The sequence below is a fragment of the Prevotella multiformis DSM 16608 genome (assembly GCF_000191065.1).
Lineage (GTDB): Bacteria > Bacteroidota > Bacteroidia > Bacteroidales > Bacteroidaceae > Prevotella > Prevotella multiformis.
In genome coordinates, this window is record NZ_GL872282.1 from 572885 (window position 1) to 592305 (window position 19421).

The 19421-nt window shown below is 45.4% G+C and carries 10 protein-coding genes and 1 pseudogene; 10 read left to right on the forward strand and 1 reads right to left on the reverse strand.

The window, feature by feature from the left end; genetic code table 11:
- Nucleotides 1–321 precede the first annotated feature (321 nt).
- On the forward strand, nt 322–858 hold the full coding sequence (locus HMPREF9141_RS02415; RefSeq protein ID WP_007366851.1) for a hypothetical protein: 537 nt from the start codon (nt 322–324) through the stop codon (nt 856–858).
- On the opposite strand, the gene HMPREF9141_RS02420 is transcribed toward HMPREF9141_RS02415, so the two are convergent.
- Nucleotides 855–1214 (reverse strand): hypothetical protein, encoded by a 360-nt coding sequence (locus HMPREF9141_RS02420; RefSeq protein WP_007366852.1) that lies wholly within the window; start codon nt 1212–1214, stop codon nt 855–857. The two genes, HMPREF9141_RS02415 and HMPREF9141_RS02420, sit on opposite strands and share 4 nt — an antisense overlap.
- A gap of 736 nt (nt 1215–1950) precedes the next feature.
- Between HMPREF9141_RS02420 and HMPREF9141_RS02425 the strand changes: the two genes are divergently transcribed.
- From HMPREF9141_RS02425 to HMPREF9141_RS13530, 9 genes and pseudogenes are all read left to right on the forward strand, one after another.
- Entirely contained in the window at nt 1951–2673 is a 723-nt protein-coding gene (locus HMPREF9141_RS02425; protein WP_083809427.1) for an outer membrane beta-barrel protein, read from the forward strand.
- Nucleotides 2674–2690: 17 nt separating this feature from the next.
- Nucleotides 2691–3893, forward strand: coding sequence for an outer membrane beta-barrel protein (locus tag HMPREF9141_RS02430; protein WP_007366854.1), 1203 nt, complete (start codon nt 2691–2693; stop codon nt 3891–3893).
- Nucleotides 3894–3929: 36 nt separating this feature from the next.
- Complete coding sequence (locus HMPREF9141_RS02435) at nt 3930–5489, forward strand: T9SS type A sorting domain-containing protein (protein WP_007366855.1); 1560 nt, start codon at nt 3930–3932, stop codon at nt 5487–5489.
- A gap of 84 nt (nt 5490–5573) precedes the next feature.
- The gene (locus HMPREF9141_RS02440; RefSeq protein WP_007366856.1) at nt 5574–14564 is read left to right on the forward strand and encodes a SpvB/TcaC N-terminal domain-containing protein; all 8991 of its coding nucleotides are present in this window, start codon (nt 5574–5576) and stop codon (nt 14562–14564) included.
- Nucleotides 14554–15123 carry a tetratricopeptide repeat protein gene (locus HMPREF9141_RS02445; protein ID WP_007366857.1) on the forward strand — a complete coding sequence of 190 codons (570 nt, stop codon included), beginning with the start codon at nt 14554–14556 and terminating at the stop codon, nt 15121–15123. Before HMPREF9141_RS02440 ends, HMPREF9141_RS02445 begins: the two co-directional genes overlap by 11 nt.
- 526 nt (nt 15124–15649) lie before the next feature.
- On the forward strand, nt 15650–17596 hold the full coding sequence (locus HMPREF9141_RS02450; RefSeq protein WP_503121330.1) for an RHS repeat-associated core domain-containing protein: 1947 nt from the start codon (nt 15650–15652) through the stop codon (nt 17594–17596).
- Nucleotides 17597–17744: 148 nt separating this feature from the next.
- Complete coding sequence (locus tag HMPREF9141_RS13240; RefSeq protein ID WP_156792404.1) at nt 17745–17960, forward strand: hypothetical protein; 216 nt, start codon at nt 17745–17747, stop codon at nt 17958–17960.
- Nucleotides 17957–18637, forward strand: a complete 681-nt coding sequence (locus HMPREF9141_RS02460) for a hypothetical protein (RefSeq protein WP_007366860.1) — start codon at nt 17957–17959, stop codon at nt 18635–18637. Before HMPREF9141_RS13240 ends, HMPREF9141_RS02460 begins: the two co-directional genes overlap by 4 nt.
- A gap of 28 nt (nt 18638–18665) precedes the next feature.
- Nucleotides 18666–19421: pseudogene (locus HMPREF9141_RS13530) on the forward strand (RHS repeat domain-containing protein); the annotation flags it as partial.

Here is a 19421-nt window from a genome sequence, read left to right on the forward strand (position 1 = left end):
AAAGGTATTTCCTTTATCCGGGATGCAAAAAACAACAGTATCTTATGGGCGGTTTACGGACTATTCAAGGAGCAATGCGACTGGCCGTCGGCTATTGCCGACGCACCGGATATCATCCTCGGTTTCGTAGCCGCTTTCACGGCATCGCAAGTCCGAAACAAAACAAAACACTTGCTCTCTTCATTCTTTCGAGTGAAGAGAACCGGTGTTTTATGGCTTGATAATCAGCCGAAACACATTGCCGTATGAGAAACTTTTATTACCTTTGACACAGCTAACAGAATCCATTTGAAGACAAGACGAACTGATAATTAAAAACATATGAAAGCTGAATTACTCATCTTTTCCTGCTTCTTTCTGCTCAGTTGCACAACAGGAAAGAGAAAGGCGGCAACCTTCCGCTCTCAATACGACACCGTATATATTTATGCGAAGGACGAGAAAGGACAGAAGATTTTCAACGTCATTTCCGAGAAGGCGGTAACAGACAACGGCGACCTGCTGTTTGACGAGGTAAGGACAGAGCGTCCGAGACAACTGAATCACAAAGAGTTTGAACTTGCCAGAACAGTTGTCAGGAAACATATCAAGGCACATCAAGATGAGTACCTGCCCTTTGATTCCTATTTCCAGCAATATCTGGGCTACGAAAGGGGGGGTGCTTTGATGGCTGATGTCATCCTGTTTTCAGATTACAGAATCATCTATCAGAAAGGGTGCGCAGGCATAGCCCGCGAAGATTACAGAATCAAATTCAGATTTCTCAAGGAACTCAGGAAAGAGCGTAAGATGCTGACTGTAAACATAGACAAAGGAATTGTAGTCAAGAAACAGGAGGTTCCCGAAGGACCGGCTTAATCCTTTGTCCGTACGAACGTAACAGCTTTCTCCCCATGCCACAACAGTCCCCTGACAACCAGCACACTGCCGTGCAGCTCCACAACCTCACAGCGGCTGGCGTTCTTTCCGTCATACATCAGAAAAAGCGAGTCGTCCGAAAAACAGTAACTCCTGAACCACCTGCAGGTATCCCCTATCCCCGGGTCGTATGCCACAGCAGAATCCGTCACCTCAAGTGTCGGATACATGCCGACAGCTGTCTTTTCCACACCTCTCCAGTTCCCTGCAAACTCTTTGGGACAGACCGGCCCGTGCTTTCTGCCGCAACCGCAGAGCAGAGCCGATAAAAGAACAGAATATAACAGGTATCTCATACTGCACGATTTTACAGAAAACAGCAGACAAGACAAATCCAAGTCCCATCAACAGCCGCCCAGAACACGCCAATACCATAACTCATCGGAGTATGAAACGAGTTCCTCAGCATAAAATTGTGCGGAACAACACTTTTCTTTTAATAAGAACATAACCGGCTGCCCGCCTGAACACACGTCCTTGCAATCTGAATTTTATTTACAAAGAAATTACGCATTAACTTCTGAAAACAGAAAAAGCAACCTGAACCCCCTACCCCACAACCAACAGGCAATCAAACATTTACATTCACAAAAAGAACAGGTGCTTAATTGGACGCTTAAAGGGCGTTGGTAAGCCTCCAGTTAACGCCCTTTCGCACCGCAAGTAAGGCTTAATTCAATCGCAATTAACCGTATATCCACTCTCCTGACTTGAATTTTTATTACATCACAAGGGATGAGACGGATTAACAGGTTGCTTGCCATGGGGGAAGAAAGAGGAACCTTAATTCCGCAACAAAATACGCAATTTATTGTTAATGTGTTTAATAGCTCTCTGAGAAATAATTAATTAATTCTTATGACCTACTTACCATGTAAGTGCGTAAGCCTTTATTCCCAATCTATGTATTTAACGGAAAAACCGTATTGTTTTACCGCAGGAAGTGTTAATTCCGCGCATTTCCGGTTCTGTTATGTTTCTTTTTTGTATTTTTGCCCTATCCTAACAATATAACCACAGTGTATGAGCATGATGAAAACAGTCTTGAAAGCCGCAATATTTTCAGTATTATTCCTTTCTGGGGGAAACTTGTCAGCACAGGTTTCACCTATTCGGTTAGGTGTCCGTTTAGGTTGTGGAATGTCTGTCAACACAGGAATGGATAAAATCCTTGTTCCTGAAGACTATTATTCCAATTACAATTTCAAAGACAAGTGGCAGTTTACTCCAACAGTTGGTGTATTTGCTCAGTATCATGTCGATGGTTCCATCATAGGTGTTGAAGGTGGATTTAGCTATTGGCAGAAGGCATCACAGCTTGTCTATAATGATAATAAGGAGTTAAACTATAAGGTTACACCTCGTTATAATTACATCGGTGTATCTGCTCTGTTGAAGATCTATCCTTGGCGCAAAGGCTTCAATATCTCAATTGGTGGACGTGCGGGAGCTAATCTTAATGGCAAGGGCATATCTTACGAGAGTAATCAGGAAGACAGTAAGTTTGCAAACTATCATTTTGCCACTGTCGCAGAGACGGAGCGTCTGATGAAGGAGAAACTGACGGGGCAGCCGGATATTGCCGTTGGCGGTGGCTTTGGTTATGAAATTGGCAACCACTGGGCTTTAGATTTACGTTACTTTCACGGATTGAACTCTACCATTAAGACAGAGCGTAATGACTATAACTGGGCAGAACACTCAACCCATGGACAGAACATAGAGCTTAGTATCAGCTATCTTTTTAAACTTTAACCCTTATGAGTTTATCTATGAAGGACAAGAGCAACAGAAAAAAACGTTATATTCTGGCAGGAATCTTTCTTGGCATAGCTGCTCTTTTGGGTATAGAACGCTGTGTTAATGACGAACCAGAGCCTGAGCAGAGTATAGAACAAAAGACAGCAGACAAGGCTCCATCACTGTCTACTACACCACCAGTCTCTTTTTCTTTAGACAAGACAAATGTGCAGAAGGATTCGGGACGTTCAGATTGTGTATATAATAAGCTGGGGAATGTGCCCCGAAACGTTACAAGTATCAATACAAGGAGAATTAAAAAATCAAGCATGACAAGGAAAACCGCTAATGGCAAACATTTTTCGTCAGAGCAGCCTATCCTTTCTCCATCATTATCAACTGACGTTTCATCTTTAAACGATAAAACAGCCAGTATAAAACACGAGACGAAAGAACCAGGCAATGAACCTACTAATCAGAAAACAGGTGAACATGTTCTTGAGAACTCTATGAATAGTCAGCCCTCCATCGTACAGGAGAATCCGAAAGAATCACCATCTTTGATAACTTATTCTTTTCCTCACTATCACCTTTTTCGGATAGGACTCAGAGCTGGAGCTGGTTATTCCAGCATTTCAGGATTAAGCAGTATTATTGAGAACTATGATATACGTCCTACTTTCACAATGAATGAACGTGGTGGTATCAGTCCTCGTATTGGTGTCTTTGGAACATGGCAATATCGTAGGTTAGGTGCAGAGTTGAACATTGATTATACTCGTATCTCCAGCAAGCTGACGGAGCGCAAGATACCGGATAATGTAACCGAGACTACACGGTTTCATTATAATTTCATTACTCCACAAGTCCTGCTTCGTTTCTATGCTTTCCCAAAGTTCTATATGGGAGCAGGAATTAGTGCTGCTATTCCGTTTGGCAGCCGTAATATCGACTTCACCAATGACCGCGTTGGAGAGGTGTACCGGCAGCAGGCGGAACGTACGCAGGACCACCTGAGGGAATCCGTCAAGGCACGGGTGACATTTATTCCTACTATAAAAATTGGCTATGTTGATATAAAGAACGGTCTGGAGGCAGGACTGGAATACGGTTTCGGATTCAATGACATGCTCCGCACCTGCGCCAATGACTACGGGTATCAGGAACGTACGAACAATCTGCAGACCGTCAGCCTTACCATCGGGTACAGTCTTCCACTTGGCAAAGCTAAATAAGCCGCATAACAACAATCCTATTAAAACGGTCTTTAAATGAAACATAAATACCTCACGGCAGTTTCCTTCTTTATATCCGCTCTTTCCGCCACGGCCCAGACCCCCGGTGGTGTAGACGGGCCGACGGTCTGGTCACGTGATTCCGCCTCTGTCCGTGTCTCTGCTGGTGCTGGTCTTACCTATATAGGCGTAAGTAAGGTATACGGCGAAAAAGAGCAGGCTATATGGTCTCTTGGAAGTGGAAAAGCTATTACCCGTATACAGACAACTGAACGTGCTGCTAACCTTGGCGATGGTACTTTCATGAATTATGCCAAGGACACGCTGTCCGAAATGCGACTTTACAGCTATACGACCTCTTCCAATATGGGTAATGGTCAGACTTTACATATCGGTCGGAATGGGAACGCCAAGTTGCCTGTAAAGAACCTTGATGGCAGGACTATTGAGTATACTGTCTTCGATCGCCGCCTTTCTGATACTGAACGGTGCCGTGTGGAAAGCTATCTTGCTTTGAAATATGGTGTGAGCCTTCGCAGCAGTTACCTTAATTCAAGGAGCGAGGTTATTTGGAATGGTTATACCAACAAAGCCTATAGTCACCGTATAGCTGGTCTTATCTCAGACAAAGCCTCTGCCCTGCATAAGACAAGAGCCAGGAGCTGTGAGGAAGACGGTTTTCTTACTGTCAGCATGAGCAGGCCGCTTCAAGATGGGGAGAGCATTCTCTGGGGTGACGACAATGGCAGACTTTCTTTCCATTCGAGCAGGGCCTACGGCAAGTGGCTCGGCAGACGGTGGATGGATGCAGCGACACGGATTCCCAATCCAGGTGTCGACATTGCAGCCGACAGCCGGCAGCTGCGCCAGATACGGCCGCTATCTGAAGGCGAGAACTATTATCTTGCCGTCGACCCCACGGGCACGGGCAGTTTCCCTGTCAAGGCTCTGAGTTATCACAAGGCCGACAGGGTCACGGCCGACAGCATCGTCTTCAGGGACGTGCCGTTGGGCAGCCATTCCGTCTTCACGCTACGGGCTGCCAGAGACATGTTCACGACGATAGAAGTAGTGCAGCCAAAGGAGAAGAGCGGCAGCACAGGAACACTTTCTGTCAGAGTAACAGGCGGTATTGCCCCTTACAAGATGACTCTACAGAGAGAACACATGTCTGTTTTCAATCGTACTACAAGCGACAGCATACAGTCTGCCGACGGACTCATGGAAGGGAAATACCTTCTTACGACGACAGACCATGTGGGCAATAAGTCTGAGAATGAGTTTCAGTTATCTAAGACGGGTATCACAGAAATTCCTTCCATGAATCCTTCCGACGGAAACAGTGACTTCTTTGCGAATGTAAGTGCAAGTCCTAATCCAACGGTGAACGGATATGTCAGCGTGCAGATAGAACTGAGCGAAACAGCTCCATTGGATATGGCACTCTATACGGCTGGCGGGGCTCTCGTCAGCCGCCGGACGTACCTGCCTGATACGTATTTCTCAACCGAAGTCTATCTTCCACAGACCGGTGTTTACTTATTGACACTGCAGAGCGGTAGCAGAGAAAGGACATTCAAACTGATTAGGAAGTAAATTCCTCTGTCATCCTTTATAGAGCCTGCCAACGCAAGTATGTATATTGAAGACCTCCAGGCCTGAAACAAAACAGAAAGAATAATGACGCATTCTGCACATTCACTCCTCCTTCCGTTCCTGCTGCTAGCAGGGATCATGCTAAACTCCTGTAATGGCGGCGGCCGGCAGGCAGGGCAGGCTGATGCCACTACGGACACGGCTTCTTCCGTGCGGGGAGACTGTACTTCCCGACAGGCTGCCCCCTTGCGGAAACAGGTCAAGGACAGCATCCAAGGCTCATCCCTGAAGAGCAGCTCCAAGGGCGTAGTACCAAACGACAAGGAGAATCGTGTAGATACTCACAAGGCGAACAGGAAATCTGCAAGACTTTTTGCAGACTTAGGCAGACGTACCGTCAGCAAGTTCTTTGCCAATTCCGACAGCGACACGCTCAATGTCGGACGTGCCCGGCTTGCCGTACCGCGTGAGGCGATGGCAAAGGGCAAGGTTCTCAGTATTACTCCACTTAGAAGGGGAGAATTGCCGACCTTGCCTACAGGTATGGTGAACGTCACAGGCGGCTGTGACACGCTGATGGCAAGAACGGACACCGTGTCAGGTTACCGCTTCCTGCCTCATGGCAATCACTTCGTCCATCATCCGGCAAGTATCGCCGTACCTTACGACAGCACGCTGATACCGGAAGGCTATACCGTAGATGATATCCACACCTATTATTATGATGAACTGCACCAACGCTGGACCATGCTCCGGTCGAAAGGTATTGATACCAAGCGTGAGGTGGCAATGGCAGAGACTTCACACTTTACGGATGTCATCAACGGCATCATCAAAGTGCCGGAGAGTCCCGAAACACAGAACTATGTTCCCACAGGCATCAGTGAACTGAAGGCCGCCGACCCTGCGGCGGGCATCCAGCAGATCGAAGCCCCGTCAGCCAATCAGAACGGTACGGCAACACTGTCCTGTCCTTTTGAAGTTCCTGCAGGGCGTAATGATATTGGTGTAAGTGCCGGCTTACAGTACAGCAGCGAGGGCGGCAGCAGCTTTGCAGGCTATGGATGGAGCCTTCCTGTACAGAGCATTGACATCGAGACCCGATGGGGTGTACCACGTTTCGATGATCAGTATGAAAGTGAGAGCTATCTTCTCATGGGACAGCAGCTCAGTGACCGGCTCTACCGCAGGACTGACTCTCTGGCAAGACAGGCGGACAAGCAGTTCTATCCAATGACTGAAGGCGGGTTCAGTAGGATTATCCGAAAGGGTAACAGCCCGAAGAACTATTACTGGGAAGTGACCGGCAAGGACGGCACCGTCTACAGTTACGGCGGACACGGCGGCCATGTCAGTGACGCCACGTCTCTTGCCGACACCAAGGGCAACCGTATCAGATGGGCACTTGACCGTGTTACCGATGTTCACGGAAACTTTGCCGCATTCCATTACATGAAATCTGGCAATAACCTTTATCCTGAACGTTATACCTGGACAGGATTCGGGGAGACGGAAGGACTGTACAGCATTGAGTTTGATATTGACTCTACAGCCGCAGAACGAAAAGACGTGACGAGTAGCGGAAGACTTGGCATTATGCAAAGGGACAAAGGGCTACTCCGTAAGGTCACTGTGAAGAATAATGGTCAGCAGCTCCGCAGCTATACCTTAAACTATGAAGACGGGCCGTTTGGCAAAATGCTGCTAAAGAGCATTGATCAGAACGATAGTAGGGATGGTAAGGTTGCTACACAATCCTTTGACTATTACAATGACCTCAAAAATGGGCTTTTCTCTTCTAAGGCAGAACTGTGGAAGGCCCAATCTGACGACTATGAGTCATTCCTCAGCCATTCGGTTCGTGGGTGTGATGACTATCTTAGTCTCCTTGGTGGTGGAGCTTCGAAAAGCCATACTACAGGTAGGGGAACAATGATAGGTGTAGGTTTCACTGGGGGAACAGTAAACGTCGGTCCATCTTTCTCTAATAGCAAAAGTTCAAATACAGGTAAAGTTGCTTTCGTAGATATTGATGGTGACGGACTGCCTGATAAGCTTTTCAAACGAGGTAACAAACTTTTCTATCGTAAAAACATGAATGCAGATGGAAAGGATTTACTCTTTGGTAAAGCGTTACTGATATCAGGAGTAAACTCTTTCTCTGAAGGTAATAGTATCAGTCGTTCTCTTAATGCAGATGCTGCTGTTGAAGTTGGTATTACAAATAAACTTGGTGCTTCTGTTGGAATTTCCTATACCCATTCAAAGGATCAGGACAAGACTACCACCTATCTTTATGATTTTAACAGTGATGGACTCACCGATATAGCCGTCAATGGTCAGGTATATTTCAATCATGTTGTAGACGGAAAACCAGCATTTAGTCCTGCAAGTAGTGTGACTGCCAATCCTATTATTGGTGAAGGAGCGCCTATTGATAAACATTTTATACCAGACTATAAGGTTATCCGTGACTCCTTGGAAAAGGAATATCCTCTGAATGATGCCGTCCGTATGTGGTGCGCACCTTTTGCTGGCAGGGTCAACATACAAAGTACTATAAAGAAGCTTAGCAATCAAGGTGATGGTATCATCTACAGCATTCAACATGAGGGTGGCGGTTTCTTGGTTCGTGACTCTTTATTGCAAGCTGGTAGCAAAACCAACAATCTTAATTGTAATGTAAAGGTAGGCGACCGTATCTTCTTCCGTCTTCAGTCTCGATATGATGGTGAGGACGACAGGGTTCTTTGGAATCCTATAATTACTTATGTCTCTTTACCTGTTGGCAAGGATCGGTATCTGTCAGAAGACTTAAAAACATATAGCAGCAAAGCTGATTATATAGAGGGTGAAAACAATGTAGCTATCTTTAATCGTACTGGTAAGGTTACGCTCCACGCCCCTTATAGGAAAGCAAAGACTACTGATGATGTTACACTTATCGTCACACGATTGGATCATCATGGTGAAACGATTGTAAAACGACTTAAACTTCCTGCTGACAGTATCGTCAATGATTCCTATGACTATACCGGTAACATAGATGAGAAAGATTCTGTTTCATACTTCTTCGAAATCACGACCACTTCTCCCCTTGATTGGACTAAGGTACAATGGGCAGGTAACTATTTCTATGAGACGGATCAAGACCGTGTACGTTTTGTGGCATCTCGTAGGATGTTCAACAAGCCTGTTAGTATAGCAGGGAGCAAGGTGTTGAAACAGGGTGTTACCGTATTGAATAGACAATACCGTCCTAAACTTTTTATTGTTCCAACACTATCCGTTGTGCGTGAAGATAAAAAGAATGACACAGATACTGCTACAGTTTACCTCACTTTACATGATCAAAACGGACTTCCCGTATTGCGCCACACCTGTCGTCTGAATACTTCCAATACGCTCAAGGTAGATACTATCATAGTTACAGACACAACACTTATCAAACGATTGAGTTTAGGCAAGATAACGGCAACCTTTGCCATAGAGAATGAATTGGCAAGTGTGAGACAGGCTAAAGTAAACTTCCTTCGAGACAGTCTTTCTTATCAGAGTGCAACATCAATGGTAGTAACAGGTGAACAACGTGTACTTGTTGATACATTAGAGGCTTGTGTTTTCTCGGGGTATAACTCTATTGATTATGGCAGGCTCTACCGAGGATGGGGACAATTTGCTTATAACGGCAATAAAGCTTATGCCTCCCAGCCAATAGAAGTATCAGCACTGACCATTGACAGAGATAAATATAAGGATATAGCCGAGCATTATCATTCTACCCACGATGGCAATCAACTTGCAAAGAGTCTTACTCCTGTCAATGAACAGCGTTTCTTTGTTATGGGTTATGATACTAACAAGAGAATGTATGTTGGCGGCTCTGAACATGTTTTTATCTCTTTGGATACAATCTGTAGCTCTCGTATTGGTGAGGATGCTATTATAATAGACAGTGTGCATTATGCTAAAAATGCGGGTGAATTGTCTGCACCTGTACTTATGAGTGAGTCAAAGAGTAATGGCTATGGTGTAAGCGGTGGAATCTCCTATGCAGGACTCAGTGGCAGCAAGAGTACACAGACTTCTTATAGCAAGGTGTCTCTAATGGATATCAATGGTAATGGCTATCCTGATTGGTTAGAAGAGGTAGATGGCAATATTGTTACTCAATACACAAAAGCAACGGGTACACTTGGGGAAGATCGCATGAAACTAAATGTCACGCACCCAAAATTTAAAGCAAGTTCCTCTACTATTGGTGCAGATGCAAGTCTATCAAAACAGGCTTCGTCAAAGAGTGCTTTAGCTATCAGTATCAACCCTAAACCACAAGACGATGAAACTCCAGGCGGTAGTGATACACATAATTCATCCAATGGTAATGCTATCTCCAGTGTGTCTGTGAGTGCAAGTGGGAACTTTACTTCTGGAACCTCTCATACAGAAAGTGATTGGACTGACCTTAATGGTGACGGACTTCCTGATATGCTCTTTGGTGATAAAGTGAAGTTCGGTCTTGGATATGACTTTACAAATGAGGAGAGTAGCGGTGTTACGTCATTGGAGTCTTCTGAAAATAGCACATGGGGTGCAGGACTTGGTACATCCATCGAGGTACTTGGTAATGCCGATATATCTTTTGGCGTCAATGGAACGAAGACAACAACAAAGTATAATGTATCTTTTATAGATGTTAATGGCGATGGCTTACCTGATATGGTAACTCGTAATGCTGACAAGTTCACCATAATGTTGAATACGGGATCTGGATTTATTCCTTATTCCGAAGAGCAACAAGGTCGTTTCAATGAGTCATTGGCAACGTCTGTTTCTCAATATGGTAATTTTGCTGTTTCCATTCCAATACACATTCTGTTTTTAAAACTGAGATTTACAGCTAAGGCTACTAAATCTTGGTCAAGTGGTGTTAGTTTCACAAGTGCAGCCTTGAGAGATATCGACGGTGACGGACATCCAGATATTATTGTCGCTGATGGGGCAAAGCAGCTTATTGTTTATCGTAACCTTACGGGCAGAACGAACCTGCTGCGCTCCGTGACACTTCCTTTCGGAGGACATATCAATATCGGCTATGAGCAGACAACTCCAAGTTACGATTTGCCGGGACGTCGCTGGGTGATGTCATCTGTTGAGACTATAGGTGGATACAAGGAGAACGGAGCGGTACGAAGCAGGAATACTTTTGAATACAGCGGTGGCTATCGTGACCGTCGTGAGCGTGACTTCTATGGTTTCAGGCAGGTACGTACCAATCAGATAGATACCGAGAACGGTGACAGACTCTATCGTTACTCGGTACAGACCTATGGCAAGAACAGGGATTACTATACGCATGGACTTGTTACGAGTGAGTATCTCTATACCGCTGATGGAAAGAAACTGCAGGGATCTCTATATGACTACGACCTGAAGACACTTTCCGTTGGTAATAATACGGCTGACGCTGTTGTCTTCCCTGCCCTGAAGACGCTCGTTCAGAGTAACTTTGATGAAGTCAGTGGGGACAGTCTGTCGGTTGCTGTCAGCAATACTTACGATGACTATGGTAACCTGCAGGGATATAAGGAGACGACAACGGGCTATAGCTTAGAGGCGGACATCAGCTATCATAAGATAGCCGACAAGTATATCGTCAGTATCCCGAGCCATATCACTGTCAGCAGTGGCGGTAAGACTTACCGTGAACGCTCAACGAAGGTGGACGGCAACGGTGAGATAACGGAGATCATGCTCCATAACGGTGACAAGCCTTCTGTCTATAACATGACTTACGATGGCTATGGCAACATCACACGCATGACGAAGCCGGAGAACTACAATCATCAGCGTATGTTCTATGCCTACACCTATGATGACCGCTATCACAGTCTTGTGACAAGTGTCAGGGATGCATACGGCTATAGCTCCAGCACGGCTTATGATGGTCTTTGGAATGCTCCGTCTGTAACGACCGACCTCAATGGGCAGAAGATGGAATACACCTACGATGCACTGGGCAGACAGATGACTATCCGTGCTCCGTATGAGATAGAGAGCGGTCAGCCGTTTACTATCCGCTTTGAGTACTTCCCTGCAGAACGTAAGGCTCATACCGTCCATTATTCCAAGGAGGGGAACATTGATACCTATACCTTTGCCGACTCGCTGATGCGTGCCGTCCAGGCAAAGCAGACGGGTGTGGTGTGGTCTGGTGGAAGCAATCAAAAGGTCTCCATCGTCAGTGGAAGGGCTGTCATCGATGCCTTCGGACGTAATATTGCGGCTTATTACCCGATGACGGAGAGCCATGGCAGCATCGGCACTTACAGCCCTGCTGTGGGTGATCTGCAGGCAAAGACGGAGTATGATGCGCACGACCGTACCACGGGTGTGACGCTTGCCGACGGCAGTGTGACACGTACGGCTTATACTGTCGGCAGCCATGACGGTGAACCGATGCTCCGGACAACGGTCACGGATGCACTGGGACGACATGCGGAGAGCTATACGGATGCCAAAGGACGCAACCGGGAGACGGTGCAGCATGCCCGTGGTGAGGATATCACGGTGAAGTACGGCTATGACCCTGTCGGTCAGGTGATGACCGTCCAGCATCCCAACGGCAGGGAGACAAAGTATGCCTATGACCTGCTCGGTCGAAAACTGATGGTGAATCATCCTGATGCGGGTGAGACGGACATGACTTATGATGCGGCGGGCAACCTCCTGACGAAGCTCACGGCAGAGCTCAGGAAGTCGATATCCGACAAGGGCTGCATCTCCTACACCTACGACTTCGAGCGGCTGCATGAGGTGCTCTATCCGGAGAATCTCTTCAACCGTGTCACCTATACCTACGGCAAGGCCGGCGACAAGTACAACCGTGCCGGTCGCCTTGCCCTCGTTGAGGATGCTTCGGGCGGTGAAGCGTATTACTACGGCAGGCAGGGAGAAGTCGTAAAGACCGTGCGCACGGTGATGGCGAGCGTGGCGGATATCCGTACTTACGTCTATGGCGCATCGTACGACAGTTGGAACCGTGTGCGGACGATGACTTATCCTGACGGTGAAGTGGTTACCTATCACTATAATGCTGCAGGACAGGTGGAGAGTCTGACAAGCAATAAACAGGGACGTCAGAGCGTTATTGTTGACAGGATAGGTTACGACAAGGAGGGTCATACGGTCTATACGAAACTCGGTAATGGCACGGAGACTACCTATACCTACGACAGGCAGCGTGAGCGTCTGCAGGTGATGAACCTTACAGCGGATGGTCAGACTGTGATGGAGAACAGGTATCGCTATGATGCTGTGGATAATATCCTCGGCATTACGAATGCTGCCAACCCAACGTCGCTGACGAAACTCAACAGGGCGAAGCTGGGAGGAAGGAGTTCGCATACGTATGAGTATGATGAGTTGAACCGCCTTATTCATGCAAACGGTAAGGCTAAGCGTGCATCGTATGATATGGTGATGTCGTTCGGACGGATGAGTGAACCGCTGACCAAGGTGCAGAAGGTGGACTCAACGACAACTGCCAAGTCTTATGACTTTGCTTATAAGTATGAGGACAGCAGTCATCCGACGGCTCCAACGCAGATTGGTCACGACCATTACACGTATGATGCCAACGGTAATCCAACGCTGGTGACGAATGATTCAACCAACATGACCCGCGAGATGTACTGGGATGAGGACAACCGTCTGATGGTACTCTCTGACAATGGCAAAACGAGTCGTTATACTTACAATGCTGCTGGCGAACGCATCATGAAGAGTTATGGTACGATGGAGGGTGTGTATATCAATGGTGCGCCGCAGGGTATCACGTTCCACGAGACGGATAACTTCACGCTCTACCCTGCTTCGATAATCAGCATCAACAAGAATCGCTTTACGAAGCATTACTTCATTGGTAACAAACGAGTTGCTTCAAGGATAGGAACAGGTCTGTTTAACAACGTTTACGGAAGAAACGGCTCATATGTAACGGCTGGTCAGCAGGACTATGCTGAGCGTATGAATCAGATCCAGAAGCAGAAAGAGGCATACTATAAGCAGCAAGGCATTGCACCTGGTGTTCCTACAATGAAGGGTGCGTATGGTGACCCCGAGAATACAAAACGAGGGTATAACTCTATCATTGACACACTCGGCAACCATGATGTTCCACAGGGTTGGATTCAGACTCCACGCCCCAACACCACACCGAATACCAACCCCGGTCCACCTGTAAGCTGGAACGACCCGACAAGTCCCGATGACCCGCAGGCTGGCTACGGCTATATCCCTAATGACACTAATCGTGAAGAGACTTTCTTTTATCATAGTGACTACTTGGGTTCTACTTCTTATATAACAGATGATAAAGGAAATATAACTCAATACGACTCTTATTTACCTTATGGCGAGTTACTTGTCGACGAACATAGTAGCAGTGAGGACATGCCGTATAAGTTCAATGGCAAGGAGATGGATGCAGAAACGGGTCTGTACTACTATGGTGCGAGATATATGAATCCTGTGACTAGTCTGTGGTATGGAGTGGATCCATTGGCAGAGAAGTATGCAAGTATGGGTGGATATGTGTATACGCTGGATAATCCGGTGAAGTTAGTGGATACTGATGGACGTATCGTAAATTATCCGAAGAATCAACGTACAAAAAGGACAAAAGTATATTATAAAAAAGTTGTTGTCTCATCTCCACATGGTTCATCCACAGCTCAAGCAATTATGACCTTTGCGACATCTAGTATTATTGTTTTAGGTGCTGATGATGCTACAGGTATTGGAACTGTGGATGATATAGCAATACCAATAGTAGGCTTAGTCGGCTTCGGAGCATACGTCTATAATGAGTTTGTAAGTGCAAATAGCAGTCCCAAAGAGTCTATCTTCTTAGCTGCAGAGCATACAAAAGGTGCTAGAAAATCAACTAGTGATAAGCACACTGCTCATCGAGCCGGATCTTCATATGGACAGAATCGAAATAGTAACCGGGGAGACAAAAATAAAAAATATCAAAAGAAAGCAAATCCAAATAAACGTAAAAATGGGAAGTAATGGTTTCTTACTGCAAGAGGAGACGAAGCGAATAGATGAAAGATTGTCACTTCTTAAAGCCGAATCACAATGGGATAATCTTAAACTATTCTTAGTAAAAATGTCAAAAAAATATTATAATGAATCATTCTTCTTAACGGAACTATCCAATGTTTGTACTAAGTTGGAACAATTGGAAGAAGCATATGAATATTCACGAAAAGCGTTTGAGTTGAATTCCGCAGACTACTTGGTTAAGTATAATTATATATTTGCATTGCTGAACTTGGATAGGCTAGATGAAGCTTTTGTCATTATTAAACAAATTAAACGTGTTAGTACAATACATATAGCCTATAGTAAATCTGGAGAAGGTTTAAAATGGGCTAAATCTATAAAGAATGACACGAAATATCTTGAAGGAGTATATTATCTAAAAAAAGGTTTATTGGCTAAAGCCCAAAAATGTTTTACTCTACATTTAAGGAATAGAAGAAGAGGAATATATAGTGATTTTACTAAAAGGCAAGTTATGAAGAAAATTAATGAGTGCCTACACCATCCAAAGCCATGGGGGTGAAACAATGCTGGAGACCAAGGTAACCGATGCCCTAGGCCACACGGCAGAGAGCTATACCGATGCTAAAGGCAGGAACAGAGAGACCGTTCAGCATGCAGGGGGTGAGAACATCACCGTCAGCTATGCCTACGACCCCGTTAATCAGGTAACGACAGTTACCCATCCCAATGGCCATACTACTACTTACGAGTATGACGAGCTGGGCAGAAAGCTAAAGGTGAACCATCCTGATGCAGGCAAGACGGATATGACCTATGGCCCGGCAGGTAACCTCTTAACCAAGCTCACAGCCAATCTTAAGAAGAGTATCTCCGAGAAAGGTACCATCACCTATACCTACGACTTTGAGCGTCTAAAGGAAATCCTCTACCCCAAGAACGTCTTCAACCGTGTTACGTACACCTACGGACAGGCAGGCGACAAATATAGTCGTGCCGGCAGTGTCGCCCTTATTGAGGACGGCAGTGGCGGCGAGGCTTACTATTATGGCCGTCAGGGCGAGGTAATAAAGACCGTATGCACTGTTGTGGCCAGCACTGCTGACATCCGTACATGGGTATATGGAGCAACGTATGACTCATGGAACAGAGTAAGGACGATGACCTATCCTGACGGTGAGGTGGTGACGTATCATTACAATGCAGCCGGACAAATAGAAAGCCTTACAGGCAATAAACTGGGTAAGCAGAGCGTTATAGTAGAAAGGATAGGCTACGACAAGGGCGGTCACACCGTTTACCAAAAGCTGGGCAACGGTACCGAGACCACCTATGCCTTTGACAAGCAGCGTGAGCGGTTGCAGAACGCCAAGCTGACGATCGAGGGTCAGACGGTGATGGACAACAAGTACCGGTATGATGCCGTGGATAATATCCTCGGTATTACGAATGCTGCCAACCCGACGTCGCTTACGAAACTCAACAGGGCGAAGCTGGGAGGAAGGAGTGCGCATACGTATGAATATGACGAACTGAACCGCCTTGTCCATGCAAGCGGCAGGGCAAAGCGTGCATCGTATGATATGGTGATGTCGTTCGGACGGATGAGTGAACCGCTGACGAAGGTACAGAAGGTGGACTCAACGACAACTGCCAAGTCTTATAACTTTGCTTATAAGTATGAGGACAGTAACCATCCGACGGCTCCAACGCAGATTGGGCACGATCATTACACCTACAATGCCAACGGTAATCCAACGCTGGTAACGAATGACTCAACGAACACTACCCGTGAGATGTACTGGGACGAGGACAACCGACTCATGGTCTTAAGCGATAACGGTAAGACAAGCCGTTATACTTACAACGCTGCCGGTGAACGTATCATGAAGAGTTACGGTACGATGGAGGGTGTGTATATCAACGGTGCACCGCAGGGAATAACCTTCCACGAGACGGACAACTTCACGCTTTATCCTGCTTCGATAATCAGCATCAACAAGAATCGCTTCACAAAACATTACTTCCTTGGTGACAAACGAGTTGCTTCAAGAATAGGGACGGGTCTGTTTAACAACGTTTACGGACGCAACGGCAGTTATGTCACTGCCGGTCAGCAGGATTATGCTGAACGTATGAATCTGATACAGAAGCAGAAGGAGGCATACTATAAGCAGCAGGGCATCGCCCCCGGCGTGCCGACGATGAAGGGTGCGTACGGTGACCCGGAGAACACGCACATCGGCTACAACTCCATCATCAGGGAGCTGGGCAACCACGACGTGCCGCAGGGATGGGTACAGACACCACGCCCTAACACCACACCGAATACCAACCCCGGTCCACCCGTAAGCTGGAATGACCCGAGCAACCCTGATGACCCTCAGGCTGGTTATGGCTACGTCCCTAATGATACCACAAAAGAAGAAACCTTCTTCTATCACAGCGATCACCTCGGCAGCACGTCTTACATCACAGATGACCACGCCAACATCACACAGTATGACGCTTACCTGCCGTACGGTGAACTGTTAGTTGACGAGCATTCATCATCCGAAGACCTACCGTATAAGTTCAACGGCAAACAGTTCGATGAAGAGACCGGCTTGTACTATTATGGTGCAAGGTACTTGAACCCTATGGCAAGTATTTGGTATGGGGTGGATCCGTTGGCAGAGAAATACGCTAATATTTCTTCATATGCGTATTGCTTAGATAATCCAATAAGATGGATTGATAGAAAGGGCATGAAATGGGAAGATCCTAAAGAGGCCGAAAAACTAAAAAGTAAAATTGAAACAAAAATAAGTTCTATAAGTAAAGATATATCCAATTATCAGAAGAAATTGGCGAAAGAAGGCTTGTCAGAGAGGAAAATAGAAAAATTAGACAAACGAATTAATGAAGCAGAAAGTAGAATCTCTAATCTTAACAAAAGTAAATCTGACATAGATTTGTTAGGCCAAGATGAAAATAATATATATGTTCTTACACGAATAAATGGGGGGGAGGCATACCGTTCGGCAAGGAGATGATGAAAAAGTATATATAGAGACCTCCTCTGATGCACTTTCAATCAACGAAATTACTCATGTTAGACAATCGTTAACTTCAGGAGGACTTAAGTTTGGGAAAAGAGGAGAGTTGCTCAATGCGGGAAAGTCTCTGAAAGCTATTGCAAATATGGAAATAGAGGCATACAGAATGCAATACTCTTTCGATACTACATTCCCAGGCAACACATACGGAAGGGGACTAAATGGTATAGATCTTCAATCTGTTGGTAATATAATGGATGATCAACATCAGATAGTTTATCCTATAATTTACGATTATGCTGTCAGTGTTAGAAAAGCAAATGAAAGAAGTTTGAAAATAAGTAAATCAAAAATGAGATGAGAAAAAGTTTAAGTATTTTGTTTATCCTATTGTATAACGTTACAGCCTTAGCACAATTAAACAATATAACAGGAAAATATTATAATATAGACGGTTCAGAAATTGAGATAAAAGAGAATATGTTTTATTACATGCTACATCAGGGACATAATGCTGTATGGAGTAATGATACTTTAGCGAGATGTAAAATCCAGAAAGTAAATACCGATTTTTTAAAGATTAGCTCAGATCCATTAGAGACAGTGATTCGTAAAAGTATCTATGTCAGTCAATTTTCAGAAGAAACTCTTTCTGATAGTATTAATGTTACTTTCCAGATTCCTTGTAAGAAACAAAACTTAAGGATAGAAATATATGATAATAACTTGAGGGTATACAAAATATCGTATTCAAAAGCTAACACGAGTTTAAAACTGCCTATTAATACGATTTCATTTTCATTTATAATAACTCCAGAATATATTATACCTCATTCTATTGATGGATGCTTCTACGGTATTGTCTCATTTGACTCACAACAAGAGTATACTATTAAAAAGGGAAATAACTTTGTCCTTATTAAAATCCCGATGATAGACGATACTTTTTTTGAGCGGTATTATATAGTAGGTGACTATCTACAAGTAACACGGAAGAGCATATGTTGGAAAGGTAAGACTTATTTAAAAAAAGATTGACTTTTATTCTAATTATCATAAAAATGTCAGCGAGCGTATCATGAAGAGTTACGGTACGATGGAGGGTGTGTATATCAATGGTGCACCACAGGGTATTACTTTCCACGAGACGGATAACTTTACACTTTATCCTGCAAGAATCCTCTCTGTAAACAAGAATCGCTTTACAAAGCATTACTTCCTTGGTGACAAACGCATAGCATCAAAGATAGGGACGGGTATGTTTAATAACGTCTATGGGCGCAACGGCTCATACGTAACTGCCGGTCAGCAGGACTATGCGGAGCGCATGAATCAGATTCAGAAGCAGAAAGAAGCGTACTATAAGGAGCAGGGCATTGCACCTGGTGTACCTACAATGAAGGGTGCGTATGGTGACCCCGAGAACACGCACATCGGCTACAACTCCATCATCAGGGAGCTGGGTAACCACGATGTGCCGCAGGGCTGGGTACAGACACCACGCCCCAACACCACGCCGGACACCAGCCCCGGCCCACCTGTAAGCTGGAACGACCCGAGTAACCCTGATGACCCGCAGGCCGGTTACGGTTTTATCCCTACTGACACTACGAAAGAAGAAACCTTCTTCTATCACAGTGATCACCTTGGCAGTACGTCCTACATTACAGATGATAAAGCCAACATCACGCAGTATGACGCTTACTTGCCATACGGTGAGTTGTTGGTTGATGAGCACAGCAGCAGTGAAGACCTTCCATATAAGTTCAACGGCAAACAGTTCGATGAGGAAACTGGCCTGTACTATTATGGTGCAAGGTAC